At 66.0% G+C, this 14,213-nt stretch carries 13 protein-coding genes; 11 read left to right on the top strand and 2 right to left on the bottom strand.

Annotated elements, in window-relative coordinates; translation table 11 throughout:
* Positions 1-11: 11 nt before the first annotated feature.
* Positions 12-1,355, top strand: a complete 1,344-nt coding sequence (locus ATJ93_RS04245; protein ID WP_120243359.1) for a DUF7405 family protein — start codon at positions 12-14, stop codon at positions 1,353-1,355.
* A gap of 35 nt (positions 1,356-1,390) precedes the next feature.
* Here the strand turns inward: ATJ93_RS04245 and ATJ93_RS04240 are convergent, their stop codons facing one another.
* A complete protein-coding gene (locus ATJ93_RS04240; RefSeq protein WP_120243358.1) occupies positions 1,391-2,092 on the bottom strand; it encodes a hypothetical protein in 702 nt (233 codons plus the stop codon).
* A 105-nt stretch (positions 2,093-2,197) separates the two neighbouring features.
* Between ATJ93_RS04240 and ATJ93_RS04235 the strand changes: the two genes are divergently transcribed.
* The 4 genes from ATJ93_RS04235 (at position 2,198) to ATJ93_RS04220 (ending at position 4,622) form a co-directional block, all read left to right on the top strand.
* Positions 2,198-2,467, top strand: coding sequence for an amphi-Trp domain-containing protein (locus ATJ93_RS04235; RefSeq protein WP_120243357.1), 270 nt, complete (start codon positions 2,198-2,200; stop codon positions 2,465-2,467).
* 181 nt (positions 2,468-2,648) lie between these two features.
* Entirely contained in the window at positions 2,649-3,176 is a 528-nt protein-coding gene (gene tfe / locus ATJ93_RS04230; protein ID WP_120243356.1) for a transcription factor E, read from the top strand.
* Positions 3,176-3,850, top strand: a complete 675-nt coding sequence (locus ATJ93_RS04225) for a DUF2110 family protein (RefSeq protein ID WP_120243355.1) — start codon at positions 3,176-3,178, stop codon at positions 3,848-3,850. Before tfe ends, ATJ93_RS04225 begins: the two co-directional genes overlap by 1 nt.
* A 1-nt stretch (position 3,851) precedes the next feature.
* Positions 3,852-4,622, top strand: coding sequence for a DUF5803 family protein (locus ATJ93_RS04220; RefSeq protein WP_120243354.1), 771 nt, complete (start codon positions 3,852-3,854; stop codon positions 4,620-4,622).
* 30 nt (positions 4,623-4,652) lie between these two features.
* On the opposite strand, the gene ATJ93_RS04215 is transcribed toward ATJ93_RS04220, so the two are convergent.
* Positions 4,653-5,159: a chemotaxis protein CheW gene (locus ATJ93_RS04215; protein WP_120243923.1), complete on the bottom strand. Its 507-nt coding sequence runs from the start codon at positions 5,157-5,159 to the stop codon at positions 4,653-4,655.
* A 159-nt stretch (positions 5,160-5,318) separates the two neighbouring features.
* Between ATJ93_RS04215 and ATJ93_RS04210 the strand changes: the two genes are divergently transcribed.
* From ATJ93_RS04210 to ATJ93_RS04185, 6 genes are all read left to right on the top strand, one after another.
* Complete coding sequence (locus tag ATJ93_RS04210) at positions 5,319-6,023, top strand: chemotaxis protein CheW (RefSeq protein WP_120243353.1); 705 nt, start codon at positions 5,319-5,321, stop codon at positions 6,021-6,023.
* Positions 6,024-6,154: 131 nt separating this feature from the next.
* Positions 6,155-6,517 (top strand): chemotaxis protein CheY, encoded by a 363-nt coding sequence (gene cheY, locus ATJ93_RS04205; RefSeq protein ID WP_013880061.1) that lies wholly within the window; start codon positions 6,155-6,157, stop codon positions 6,515-6,517.
* Positions 6,514-7,854 carry a chemotaxis-specific protein-glutamate methyltransferase CheB gene (gene cheB / locus ATJ93_RS04200; protein ID WP_120243352.1) on the top strand — a complete coding sequence of 447 codons (1,341 nt, stop codon included), beginning with the start codon at positions 6,514-6,516 and terminating at the stop codon, positions 7,852-7,854. The genes cheY and cheB overlap by 4 nt, the downstream gene beginning before the upstream one ends.
* Complete coding sequence (locus tag ATJ93_RS04195; RefSeq protein WP_120243351.1) at positions 7,847-12,295, top strand: ATP-binding protein; 4,449 nt, start codon at positions 7,847-7,849, stop codon at positions 12,293-12,295. The genes cheB and ATJ93_RS04195 overlap by 8 nt, the downstream gene beginning before the upstream one ends.
* Before the next feature lie 67 nt (positions 12,296-12,362).
* Positions 12,363-12,968, top strand: a complete 606-nt coding sequence (locus tag ATJ93_RS04190; RefSeq protein ID WP_049895271.1) for a chemotaxis protein CheC — start codon at positions 12,363-12,365, stop codon at positions 12,966-12,968.
* Positions 12,965-14,212 carry a chemotaxis protein CheC gene (locus ATJ93_RS04185; protein ID WP_120243350.1) on the top strand — a complete coding sequence of 416 codons (1,248 nt, stop codon included), beginning with the start codon at positions 12,965-12,967 and terminating at the stop codon, positions 14,210-14,212. The genes ATJ93_RS04190 and ATJ93_RS04185 overlap by 4 nt, the downstream gene beginning before the upstream one ends.
* Position 14,213: the final 1 nt, after the last annotated feature.

The raw sequence follows: 14,213 nt of genomic DNA, 5'->3' as shown, positions 1-14,213 counted from the left end.
GGGTCACCGATATGAAAGACGACGATCCGACACCGAGCCGATCGCGGCGGGCGTTCGTCCGCTCGGCGGTCGCGGCCGGCGCGAGCGCCGCACTCGTCGGCTGTCTCGAGGACGGGACGACACTGAAAGCCCCCGACGGCGTCGAGGCGCCCTCGTCGCTCCCCGACCGGCAACACGCCTGGGACGACGCGCTACCGGAAGATCGGGACGGGAACGTCAGCCCGCCCGAACATCACGTTTTCCTCAGCCTATCGCTCTCGGCGGAGCCGGACGAGACCGCCCGCGAAACCGTTCGAACGGCGCTGCGCGAGGTCGAACGGGCGATCGAGTGGGGTCCCGACGGTGTCCTCTTCACGCTCGGGTACACCCCTGCGTACTTCGATCGGTTCGACGCACCCCTCGACGACGCCGTCGACCTTCCGGAGCCGGAGCCGATCCTCGCGCTCACCGCCGAGAGCGACGTGACGGTCGACACGAACGACGCGCTCTTGCACCTCGCGAGCGACGACGGGGCGGCGGTACTCGCCGTCGAGCAGGCCCTGTTCGGCGAGCGCGAGCGCCTCAACGGCCGCTCGCTGTCGACGTCGCTCGAGGACGTCTTCGACCGGACGGCTCGACGAACGGGCTTCGTCGGGCCCGGGCTGCCGGCCGATCGACAGGACGGACTAGAGGGCATTCCCGACGGTGAGCCGGTGCCCGAGGAGGCGCCCTTCTTCATGGGGTTTCGATCCGGCTTTCGCGAAAGCCAGGCGACCGAGGACCGGGTCACGATCCGGGAGGGACCGTTCGCCGGCGGCTCGACGCAGCACTTCGAAACCCTCGAGCTCGATCTCGAGGTGTGGTACGACGAGAGCGATCACGAGCAACGCGTCGCGCGACTGTTCAGCCCCGCACACGCCGAGCGGGAGGCGGTCGGCGAGGTCGGCGAACGGCTCGGGACCGAAACCGGCGTCGCGTCGGTCGCCGCCGACATCCACGACCACGCTCGCGACGACGGCGTCGTCGGCCACGCACAGAAGCTCGCTCGAGCCCGGGACGACGGGACGCCGACGCTGCTCCGGCGGGACGTGAACACGACCGACGACGACGTCTGCGGCGTCCACTTCGTCTCCCTGCAACGGGAAATGTCGGAGTTTACCCGCGTCCGGGAGGCGATGCTCGGCGAGGAGTTCGGCCAGTACGGGCTCGGTCCGCGCCAGGGCAACGGCATTCTCCGGTACCTCCGGGTTCGACGCTGGGGGAGCTACCTCGTTCCGCCGCGGCCTCGCCGAGCGCTCCCGCGACCTGCACCGGACGGCGAGCGCCGCAAGGCGGACGGCGCTCCGGAAGAAAAAGACGGCTCCGACGACGGCTAAAAGGGCGATATCCGACGAGAACCGCGTTCGGTTCGTCAGCCAGACGGGCGCAGCAGCCGGAACGGCCGGAGCAATCGCCCGCCGACTAACCGAGCGACGGTACGGAGAAACGGGACGAATCCCGTATCGCTATCCTCGAGGACGTAGCCGGTGCCGACGCGCTCGATCGGTCCCGATTCGCCGCGGGCGTGCTCGGCGAGGACGCGCTCGAGATCGGGTTCGCTCAGCCCGGTTCGCGAACGCAGTTCCGCCTCGGTCAGCGGCTGATCCGCGTTACGAAGCGCCTTGACCACGCGGCGGTTGTGTCTCGCCATGCGGGCCACCTCGGCTCGCGATAGGTCGTCGGTGTCGGCGTCCGCGTCCGGGGCGTCCCCAGCACCGTCTCGAGCAGTCCCATCGTCCGAACCCCCGTACTGCCAGCTGTAGAGGCCGTCGAGACAGATCCAGCAACCGATCGCGAGGAGGCCGCTCCCGATCCACGGATTGCTCGCCCGCAGTTGCACACCACCGGCGACGAGCCAGGCGACGCCGAAAGTCATCCACGCAAGCCCCGGCGCCGGATCGACCCGCTCGAGGACGGTCTCGACGACCGGGGAGACCACGACGAGCGCGAGAAAGAGCGCGATCAGATCCGTCGAGAACCCGACCAGCGAAAGGAGGCCGGCGATCGCGATCGAAATACCGATATCGACCGGATCGTACCGCTTGCGGACCCAGGGGACGACCTGCTGGAACACGTGTTACTGGTACAACACGACCGGTCCTAAACGTACCGCCGTGGCTGAACGCGAGCCGATCCGTTCGTCCGAACTTCTTTGTGTCCGGTCGTTGGGCCTGCCATCATGGCGGATACGACTAATTACCGGAACGATATGACGCGCGATGAGGCCGCCGATCTGGTGGCGGACCTCGCCGCCGAGCTTCGGGGGACGGGCCCCGCAGAGGTGCAGGTCGGCAACAAGCTGCTGACGCTCACGCCGGCGTCGACGGTCGAGTACGACATCGAAGTCGAGGAGCGCTCGCCGATGCTCCGCGGGGACCGCGAGGAGATCACCGTCTCGATCGGCTGGGAGGTCCCCAAAGGGGACAACAACGCCGAAGACATCGAGTAGCGCAGCGGCGGCCGAGTCCGCCCGTCGATCGGCTTCGGCGCGCTACCGACGCCAGCGCTGACGGCAGGCCGACTAGCATCCACACCGACGGCGACGCCGACACCGACGCGGCGGTCGACAGTACCGCGCGTCGAAGGGCAGTTGGCAAGACTTAATGGCCACATGCCGTTACACGTAGGTAATGGCTTTTGAGGACCTGCTCGAGGACCCGGTCATCCAGAAGTACTTGCACGAGTTGGTCGGTCCCAAGGGAATGCCCGTCGCGGCGGCCCCGCCGGACGGCGAAGTGACCGACGAGGAGCTCGCGGAAGAGCTCGACCTCGAGTTGAACGACGTGCGGCGCGCGCTGTTTATTCTCTACGAGAACGATCTGGCGAGTTATCGCCGCCTGCGCGACGAGGACTCGGGCTGGCTCACCTACCTCTGGACCTTCGAGTACGACAACATCCCGGAGAATCTGGAAGAGGAGATGTACCGACTCCACGACGCCCTCGAGGACCGTCAGGAGTACGAACGGAACCACGAGTTCTACCTCTGTGAGATCTGTTCGATCCGGTTCGAGTTCGGCGAGGCCATGGACTTCGGCTTCGAGTGTCCCGAATGCGGCTCGCCGCTCGAATCGATGGACAACGACCGGCTCGTCAACGCGATGGACGAGCGCCTCGAGGCCCTCGAGGAGGAACTCAACATCGACAACGCGGACGCCTAATGGTCGTACTCGCAACCAAACTCTACGTCGAGGGCGACGCCCGCGAGCGAGCGCTTGACTCGCTGCGATCGCTGGTCGACAACGAGATCGGCGACCTCGAAGTCGAGTTCGAACTCGGGGTACGCCACGACGACTTCCCGTCGGTCACGATCGAGGGCGAAGACGCCACCGTCGCGCGCAACGTCCTCCGCGAGGAGTTCGGCGAGATCGTCCCCGACCTCGAGGCCGGCGAGACCTACGTCGGCACGCTCGAGTCGTGGGACGACGAGGGATTCGTCCTCGACGCCGGACAGGCGGTGCGGATTCCCGCGGACGAACTCGATCTCGGGCCCGGATCCCCCACGCAGATCCGCGAGCGGTACGGCCTCGTCCAGCACGTGCCGCTGCGGTTCGTCTACGGCGGGGAGGACGAGGCGTCGACCCTCGCCGACGAGGAAGTCGACCGCCTCTACGAGTGGACCCGCGGCGCCGGGCGGCTCAACGTCAACAGCGCCACGCGGGCGGAGGTTCGCGCGACGCTCAACCGCGCGGGCCACGCTCAAGACTACGTCACCGTCGAACGACTCGGCCTCCTCGAGCAGAGCGTGATCTGTACCGACGATACGGACCCGCCGGGACTGCTGGCCAGCGTCGGCGAGTACCTCCCGGCGGAACTGCGCTGTGTCGTTCCGTAACATGAATCGTCGACTCGTTCTCGCGGTGCTCGCGGTCTTCTTGCTCGCCGGTACAGCGGGCTGTCTGGGATTCTTCGGCGGGATTTCGGACGAACAACTCGATCAGAACGCGAGCTACGACGATCTGCGCGACAGCGAGGCCGACGTCGCGGTCGACGTCGAGGGCGGCGGTATCATCAGCGACGGCGAGTTCCGCGCCGTCTACGATCTCAACGACACCGAGGAACTGTCGCTGTACCGCTCACAGCTCTACCGCGACGAGGCGCTCGACATCCGCGGCGTCCGGTACTGGTACCCCAACGGGACCGAGGTAACTGGCTCCGAACTCGAGGTCGAACAGGACCGCTCGAGCACGCAGGTCCGGGTTCCCGACGGGAACGGGACGCTCGCGTTCTCGGGCGACGCGGGCCGGCGAACCTTCCAGTTGCCGGCCTACGTCGAGGGCTCCTACGAGGTGACGCTGCCCGAGGGCCACCGGACGTCGAACTTCCTGTTCGGCGACGTCAGCCCCGGCGGCTACGAGCGCGAAATCGTCGACGATCGCGAGCGCCTGACCTGGGAGAGCGTCGATAGTCCGCTCTCGTTGCGGTACTACCAGACGCGCGATATCCCGCTGTTCGCCGGGCTGATCGGCGCGGTCGTGTTGCTCGGCGGCGCCGGGATCGCGTACTACTACCGGCAGATCAAGCGACTGCAGGAGAAACGCGAGGAGATGGGATTCGACATCGATATCGACGATTCGGACGACGGCCCGCCGCCCGGGATGCGATAATCGCTCGCGTCGACACTGGTGTCGACTCTTTTAGCCGTGAATCGCCGTCTCGTTGAGTAAGATCGCGCTTCCGTCCTCGAAGTCGAACCGCCCGTCGACGTGTTTAGTGGTAGCCCGGGTCGACTCGAGGTCGTCCATTCGAACCGTTCTCGTGACGTCGACGCCGTCGACCAGCCAGCCGTAGTAGGCGTCGGTCTCGTCAGTGTCGTCGATGACCAGCAACATCGGATCGTCGATCCGTGCGGCCGTTTCCCGCGTTCGCTCCGCGGCGAACACGCGGGGCAGATCGACGACGCGAACGCGCTCGCCGCGGACGGTGACGGTCCCCGCGTTCCAGGGATCGTCGGCGTCCTCGAGCGGCGCCGTCTCGGAGAGCCCGAGGACGGAGGCGACGGCGTCGGTTCGGACGCAGTAGCGCTCGGACGCGAGCGAGAAGGTGAGGACCGTCAGTCGGCCGTCGTCGACGGTGTCTGGACCGTCGTCGGCGGCTGCGTCGGAACCGGGGTCGGGGTCCGCGCGGTCGGCAGGGGAGGTCATCGTATTCGCTCTCACCATGGAAAGACCCGAAAATAAACGTTGTGCGTCCCGCCGTCTCCTGTTTCGGGATTGCCACGACCGGCCGCGGCCGCAGGACGCTGGGCCCGTCACCGCGGGAGTCAACGTTTTATCACTGGGCTGGGATACACGAACGGATACATGGCCCCGGACCTCCCCGACAAGCTTCTCGGCATCGATATCGACGGTGACGACCGCTCGCAGCAACGGTCCGACGAGTCCGACGACGAGGAAGAGCTCGTGCGGCTCGTGCTGTTTACCGTCGGCGAGCACCGTCTGGCCGTTCCGGTCGACGACGTTCGTACGACGACGGATCTCCCGGACGAACTGACGCCGGTCCCGCGAACGCCGTCGGCGGTCGAGGGCGTCACCGACCTCCGCGGCGAAATCACGGCCGTGATCGATCCGTCCGTGCACTTCCCGACGGCCGACCACGGAACCACCGAAACCGACGCCGGGCGCGACCAATTGCTCGTCTTCGACCGCGGTGCCGACGACCAGTCGGCGGCGATTCGGGTCCACGAGGTCCTGGACGTCGAATCCGTTCCCGAGCGCAACCTACTGGACGCCGACGACGTCGCCTCGCGCGAGTTCGAGACCGATCTACTCGAGCACCCGCTGATCAGTGCGCTCGCCGAACAGGAGCGGCGTCCGACCCGACGGATCGGGGAGACGGTCGTCTCGCCGACCGAGGGAGCGGAATCCGCCGACGCGATCGGTGAATCGGACGCAACGAGTGCGGCGGCATCGGTCGACGAGCCGCAGGACCGGGAGCCCGTCGTCGTCGAACTCACGCCGGTCGTCACTGTCGACAAACTTTTGTTAGCGGCTGGGCCGCGGTCGTGACCGGTAACTACCGGTCGTGGTAGCCGCGCGGACGCACCGCTCGCCGTCGTTTTCGTCGGTTATCACGTCTGATAATAGAGAGACAGCATTTATGGTAGTTGTATTTCTACCCGAATTTGGTGTACTAGTGAATGTCGACAGGGGTGCTCATCGTAGACGACTCACATTTTATGCGGAATCTCCTCCGGCAGATTCTCGAGCAGGAATACCGCATTCTGGGTGAGGCGTCGAACGGGGCTGAAGCCGTCAAGTTGTACAAGGAACACGATCCGGATATCGTCATGATGGACATCGTGATGCCCAAATGTAACGGCATCAAGGCGACCGCGGCCATAAAGAAAATCGATCCCGACGCCAGCGTTATCATGTGCACGAGCGTCGGCCAGCGGGAAAAGATGAAACTCGCGGTCAAAGCGGGCGCGGACGGCTACGTGACGAAGCCGTTCGAGGAACCGAGCGTCAGAAAAGCGCTTACGGACGTCACTGCGGCATGACGCGAGTACTCGTTGTCGACGACTCTCAGTTCTTCCGAACAGTCGTCGGCAACGCGCTCAGCGACGCCGGCTACGACGTCGAAACGGCCGAGACCGGCACCGAAGCAGTCGAAATCGTGACGAACGCGGCCTTCGATCCCGACGTGGTGACCATGGACGTCGAGATGCCGGACATGAACGGCATCGCGGCCGTCGAGCGGATCATGGCGGCGACGCCGACGCCGGTCATCATGGCCAGCGCGTATACCGATGCAGGCGCGGAGGCGACCCTCGATGCGCTGGAAGCCGGCGCGATCGACTTCCTCCAGAAGCCCGACGGTTCGGGCTCGCGTAACATCGCTCACTTCGTGGACGACCTCCGCGAGAAGATCGATCGACTGGACGACGTCGACGTGTCGTCCCTGGCTGATGCTCGACCGACGAGCAGTGAGACTCGGTCAGAGTCGAACGGTCGTTCGGACTCGCAATCGGGCGCTCCTACTCGCGCTCGCTCGCACTCGCATCCGGCACGCACCGACCGCTCGAGTCCGTCGACGGCCGGTGCCACCGGGACGACGTCGCGAGGCGAAACGGCGGTCGAATCGATTGCGCCGGCCAGTCCGGAGACGGACACCGAAACCGACGCGCAATTGACTGCGGCGCCCGTCCCCGAGCGCAACGACGATCTGGCCTCCGCGGTCAACGGTGACGAAGCGGACGACGGCGTCCGCGGTCCGACGATCGTCGTCGGCGCCTCGACGGGCGGCCCGAAGATCGTCGAACGACTGCTCCGGCGGCTTCCGATCGGCCTCGGCGCGACGGTGCTGATCGTCCAGCACATGCCGGCCGATTTCACCGGGCGGTTCGCCGACCGACTCGACGCGATGGGACCGTACGCGGTCAGCGAGGCCAGCGACGGCGACCGGGTCGGTCCCGGCGAGGCGGTCGTTGCACCCGGTAGCGCCCACCTCGAGATCGGCGCCGACTTCGGCGATTCGCTGCGCGTCCGCCTCGACGAAGCGCGGCGTGACTACGGCATCCAGCCGGCGATCGACGTCACGATGGAAACGGCCGCCGACCGCGTCGACGGACCGCTCTGTGGCGTCGTCCTGACCGGCATGGGTGACGACGGCGCCGCCGGGATCGAGGCGATCAAAGCCGCGGGCGGACGAACAATCGCACAGGACGAGGCGACGAGCCCCGTTTTCGGCATCCCCTGTCAGGCGATCGAAACCGGCTGCGTCGATTCGATCGCCCCCGCCCCCGAGATCGTCGACGAGATCGTCGCCGCGTTCGCGGACACGACGCCGGATCCGGACTCGGACCCGGACGCGAAAGCGGGTGACCGCGATGACTGAGTACGAGTACTGGACCGATTTCGTCCAAGAGAGCACGGAGCGAATCACGGAACTGAACAACGCCCTGTTGACCCTCGAGCGAAACCCCGACGACGAGGCGGCGATGGAGGACGTCTTCCGGGTCGCCCACACGCTCAAGGGCAACTGTGGCGCCGCCGGCCTCGAGTCCGCGAGCGAACTCGCCCACGCGATCGAGGACCTCCTCGACGCCGTCCGCGGCGGTTCGCTCGAGGTCTCGCCGGAACTGATGGACGACATCTTCGACGCCGTCGACGAACTCGAGACGATCATCGAGACCGCCGACGGCGCCGACGACGAGTTCGACGCGGATCCGTCCGAGACGATTCACGCCCTCCGGGACCACCTCGAGGGGCCGGCGGCGATCCAACCGCCGACGGACGAGGAGATCGAAGATGTCCTCTCGCGATTCGAGCCGCCGGCGGAAGACCGGAACGTCTACCTCGCCCGGCTCTCGGTCGACGAGAGCGAGGCTGAGGGCGCCAACGCCGGCATCCTGATCGTCAAGGCGTTGATCGACGCGTTCGACCTGATCGGAACCGCGCCGCCGCGCGACGCGATCGAAGCCCACGCGTACAACGGTCGCTTCGATGCCGTCTTCGCGAGCGCGGTGACCGAATCGGCGATCGAATCCGGTCTCGAGCCGGTCGACGAGGTCGCGGACTTCGAGTTGCTCGAGGTGACCGACCAGTTCGCCGCGGTGGCCGATGCCGAGGAAACCGGCGGCGATAACGCAACGCCGGGGGCGGCAGACCCGGACATCTCGGCCGACGATGCGCAGGACCTCGAGGTCGATGAACTACTCGGCGAGTTCGATCAGTACGACGATCTCGATTCGATGGTCGAGGAAGTCGAGGACGACGACGATCTCGACGCCTTCGACGATATGGGCAAAGCCGGCTCGTTCGACGATCTGTTGGGCGACGACGACGTCGACATCGAGGTCGATCCCGCTCTGGACGAAGCTGCGGCCGAGCTGGCGGACGTCGATACCGACGAGTCCGCCACGGAATCGGCTTCTGAGGGCGATTCGGTCGAGACGGCGACCGACTCGAGCGCCGAAAGCGACGAGCGGTCCGGATCGGTCTCCGATTCCGATTCTGACTCCGATTCCAGTTCCGACTCCGGATCCGCGGTCACCGATCCGGGCTCGGCGGAGGATCCCGTCGAGGACGCCGACGCCGTCTTCCAGGAGCTCAAGGACGAAGTCGAGATGGTCGGCTTCGACGAACTCCAGGACGAACTCGCGGAACTCGAGTTCGACGAGTTCGACACCGACGACGAAGTCAGCATGGACGAGCTTCTCGGGGACGACGTCGCCGACGAAGATCCGTTCCTCGAAGCGGACGACGCCGGCGATGCGACCGCCGACGCCGACGCTGCAACTGCGGACGCGGATTCGGCTGCCGATGAGGCGGAACCGGCCACCGGTCAGCCGTCCGACGGCGACGTCGCGGACGCAGTCGAGGCGGACGCAGTCGAGACGGCCGACGAGGCCGAATCCGATCTCGAGACGCCTGCGGACGACCCCGATTCGACGGAAGAGCCTGCAGAGACGGTCGCCGACGAAGCGACAGCGACGGCGGAACCGGCTGAAACGCTGGAACCGGCTGAAACACTGGCCTCAGAGCCGGAACCGGAGCCGGAACCGAAATCTGAGACGGCAGCGTCGTCTACGGGCGCAGAATCCACGGACGATGCTACCGAAGACGGTGTGATTCCGCTCGGGTCGCCGACCGCGTCGGCCGACGAAGACGAATTCGAGGAAGATGACGAACTCGAGGACGTCGATGCCGACGATAACATCGGTGTCGACGATGACGCCGGCGTCGACGATAGCGACGATGACGACAACGGTAGCGACGACGCTCCGCCGACGGACGTCGCTGATTTCGATTCGGCGACCGGCGGCTTCGAACCGGCGACGGACAACTTCGAGCCGGCGACTGATGACGAATCTGCCGACGCGGTAGATGCCGAGGCCGACACCGATTCCGCCGGAAGCGCCGGCGGAGACGAAATGGTCGACTTCAGCGACCTCGGTGCGACCGTCGGCTCGGCTGCCGACGACGCTGCGACGGCGGAGTCGGACGCCAATGACGCGACGGCCGCTCCGGAGTTTGACGGTGATGTCCCAGTCGATAGCGACGACCAAACTGGGGCCGATCCGGAGTCGAACGAGATAGAGCACGTTGGCTCGGCGTCCGTAGATGAGGCAGTCGAAGACGGGAACGAAGACGAATCCGAACTCGAGACCGAGACTGAATCCGAACCCGCGACGCCGTCCGATACCGCCGATGAGGTGCTCGAGGCGGCGTTTTCGTCGGTCGACGGTGACGAGGACGACGCAGAACCCGTCGCCGCCGATGACGACGAGTCGGGCGTCGGCTTCGCAACTGAAGACGCAACGGCAGCGTCGACGGACGACGCCGAACTCGAGTCGGCAGCCGATTCGACGGAGACGTTCGACGACGGTGCGATCGATTCGGACGAGTTCGACGTCTCGGACTCCGTTCCGTCGGAGGGCGACGCGGCCGAGTTCGGCGAGGCGGCGTTCGACGAGTCGGACGGCGCCGACTCCGATACCGAACTCGGAGCCGACGATGTCGCCGATGAGGGCGTCGCTGACGAGGACTTCGTCGACGAAGCCCTCGATGATGGTGCGACGGCCGCCGATCTCGAGACGGGCGATGCGTTCGAAGCGACCGACGACTTCGAGTCAAGCGGCACGTTGGAGACGGACGATGCGTTCGCTATTGCCGACCCGGATATCGAGAGTACCTCCGAGGACGAGTTCGATTCAGTCGATCTCGACTCGACGGACCTCGAGTCGACGACCCTCGACGACTCGCTCGAGTCCTTAGACCTCGAGCCCGATTCGGACACGTCCTTCGAGGACACGTTCGGCGACGACGCGTTCGCCGACATCGACTCGGAATCGACGTCGTTCAGCGAACCCGACACCGAGAGCGAGCCCGGAATCGGGACCGAAACCGACGACGGGACCGCGTTCGAGCACGACTCGTTCGGTGACGGCGCCTCGAACGCGGCGAGCGATTCCGCGACCGCGACCGAGGCAGACGAGACGCCGGACCGCATCATCGACGTGCCGGAGATCGAGATTCCGGACGTCACGGTGCCCGAACCGGAGACCCAGCAGGACGCCGACGACGACGCCGACGAGATCCAGTCGCTCCGCGTCGACGTCGAGCAGGTCGACGAACTCCTCACGCTCGTCGAGGGACTGGTGACCAGCCGCGTCCGCCTTCGACACGCCGTCGAAGCCGACGAGGATCGCCAGGCCCTCGAGACGGAACTCGACGCGCTCGAGGATCTAACGACCGACCTCCAGGAGACGGTGATGGACGTCCGCCTCGTCCCCCTCGAGACGGTGACGGGGCGGCTGCCGCGGGTCGTCCGCGATATCGCCCGCGAACAGGAGAAGGAAGTGGCGTTCGAGATGGACGGCGGCGACGTCGAACTCGATCGGACCATCTTAGACCGGATCAGCGATCCGCTGATCCATCTGGTTCGCAACGCCGTCGACCACGGTATCGAACCCCCGGAAGACCGAGAAGACGCGGACAAGCCCAGCGAGGGGACCGTCGAAGTGACCGCGACGCGGGAACGCGACCGCGTGACGATCACGGTCGACGACGACGGGAGCGGTCTCGACCCCGACCGGATCCGATCCGAGGCGGTCGAGGCGGACGTGCTCACCGAGGACGAGGCCGACGCGATGGCCGACGAGGACGTCTACGACCTCGTCTTCCATCCGGGCCTCTCGACCGCCGAGGAAGTGACGGACGTCAGCGGCCGCGGCGTCGGAATGGACGTCGTCGACCGAACGGTAACGGAACTCGACGGCACGGTCTCGATCGACAGCGCGCCGGGCGAGGGCACGACCGTCACGATGACCCTGCCGGTGTCGATCGCGATCGACGACATCCTGTTCATCGAGAGCGGCGGCGAGGAGTTCGGACTGCCGACCGAGGTCGTCTACGACGTCGAGCCCGCCGAGTCGATCGAACTGATCGACGGCGAGCCGATGCTCCCCCGTGACGGCGATGACGACGATCCGATTCCCGTACTCAGCCTCGACGAGGCGCTCGAGACGGCGGCGGTCGATACTGACGCCGACACCGACACCGAGACCGACGCCGGAGTCGCAGTCGGTGACGGCGGCAGTAGCAGTGACGGTGACACCGCCGGGGTCGGACTCGAGCGCGAGGGCGGCGACGTCCTCGTTCGGATCCGCGACGACGTCCGCCCGGTCGCGCTTCGGTGCGATCTGGTCCACGGCCAACAGGAGGTCGTCGTCAAGCCCTTCGAGGGCTTCATGCGGGGCATTCCCGGCCTCAGCGGCGCGACGGTGCGCGGCCGAGGGAAGGTAGTCAACATCCTTGACGTGACGACACTATGAACGCGAACGACGCAACCGCACACGTGTACGCAGACACAGACGCACATCGACGGAGGATCAGGAACAGATGACGCTAATGGTCGACATCCGCAAGCTGAGTTTCATAAACGAGATGGCCAAGGTCGGGACGAACGGTGTCGCCGACAACATGAGCAAGCTGACCGGCCAAGACGCCCAGATGGAGGTAACGAAGACGAACTTCGTCGACGTCGACGACATCCAGTCCCAACTCGATAACGGGAAACGCGTCGGCGTCCGCGTCCGCCTGCTCAACCCGCCCCACGGCCACATCCTCATCCTCTTCCCGGAGGCGAGCGCGAAGAAGATCACCGCGATCATGCTCGACGACGTCGTCGACGACATGTCCGACGTCTCCGGCAAGATGGCCCGCAGCGCCGTCGAGGAGATGGGCAACATGATGGCCAGCGGCTTCATCGACGGCTGGGCCGACGTGCTCGGGCGCGTGATCGACATCGCCGCCCCGCAGCTCGTCTACGCCCCGACCGAAGAAATCGTCACCCGAACGGCCGGACTCGGCGACGACGACCTCGCGCTGTTTTTCGACTCGGATCTGTCGGTCCCGAGCTATCAGATCGAGGCCGAAATCTATGCCTTCCCCGACCTCGAAGAGTTCGTCGAAATGGTCAACGGGATGGACGTGCAATCCGCATGAAACTCGACGTCAACGCGCTCGGAACGTTCTATCGAATGGCTCGAGAGGGGGCCGGACTCGCCGCGGGTCGGCTGACCCACATGACCGACGTGGAGACGCGGGTCGGCGTGACGAAGCTCAACTTCATGCGCGGGCGGGAGATCCGCCGCGACTTCGCCGACTCGAGCGAGAAGGTCGGCGTCCGCGTCGAACTCACGGGCGCGATCGAGGGCCAGTCGGTGATCGTCTTCGAGCGCGAGAACGCGCTTCGAATCGTCGAGACGCTCGTCACCGAATCCGAAGCCGACGAGTTCGACGAGATGAACCGCTCCGCCGCGACCGAAGTGGGCCAGATCATGAACAACGGCTTCATCGACGGCTGGGCCGACGTCCTGGAAACGGTCATCGACGTCTCGACGCCCGAGTTCGTCCAGGGACAGTCGGCGGACCCCTTCCTCGGCGACATCGAGGGCGCAGGTGACGAGGAACTCGCCTTGCTCTTCCAGAGCAACATCGAGGCCGTCGGCACCGAAGTCGGATTCCACCACTACCTGTTCCCGACGCGGGAGTCGATGGCCGACCTGCTGGATCAACTGCGCACCAGCGACGGCATCGAGTACGACAAACTCGACGGCTTCGACCGCATGGCCGAACGCGGCGCCGAGGAGATCGCCAACACGGCGACGACGCTGACCGGGATCGAAACGAGCGTCGATATCCGCCGGCTGAACTTCCTCTCGCTCGAGGCGATTCCCGAGCAGGTAGCCGACGAGCGACTGGTCGGGGTCGCGTTCGAGTTCGACGGCGTCCCGAGCGGCTACCTCCTCTTCCTGTTCGACGAGGCGTCGGCCGACGAGATCATCGACGCGATGGTCCCGACGGGCGCGCCCGGAACCGACGACGAGACGGACGGCTACGACGAGATGGGCCGAAGCGCGATCACCGAACTCGGGAACATCATGGCCAGCGGCTTCCTCGACGGCTGGGCGAATGTGCTGGACACGACGATCGACCACTCGACGCCGGAGTTCATCCACGACATCGGCGCGGCAGCCGTCGATCCGGTCGTGATCCACCTCGGCGAGAACCAGGAGTTCGCGTTCGTCTTCGATACAGTCATCACGGCCGACGGGAGAGAGTTCGACTGCGAAGTGTACGCCATCCCCGACGAGTCGGACCTCGAGCGCGCACTCAACGATCTCGACGTCGATCGGATCGAGGAGACGCCGACCACGGCTGACTTCCAACAAGTGAACGAGTCATGAA

Origin of the sequence: Halopiger aswanensis, from assembly GCF_003610195.1 — an archaeon.
Lineage (GTDB): Archaea > Halobacteriota > Halobacteria > Halobacteriales > Natrialbaceae > Halopiger > Halopiger aswanensis.
The sequence above is the reverse complement of the archived record's forward strand: the minus strand, read 5'-3'. Positions and strand labels throughout refer to the sequence as shown.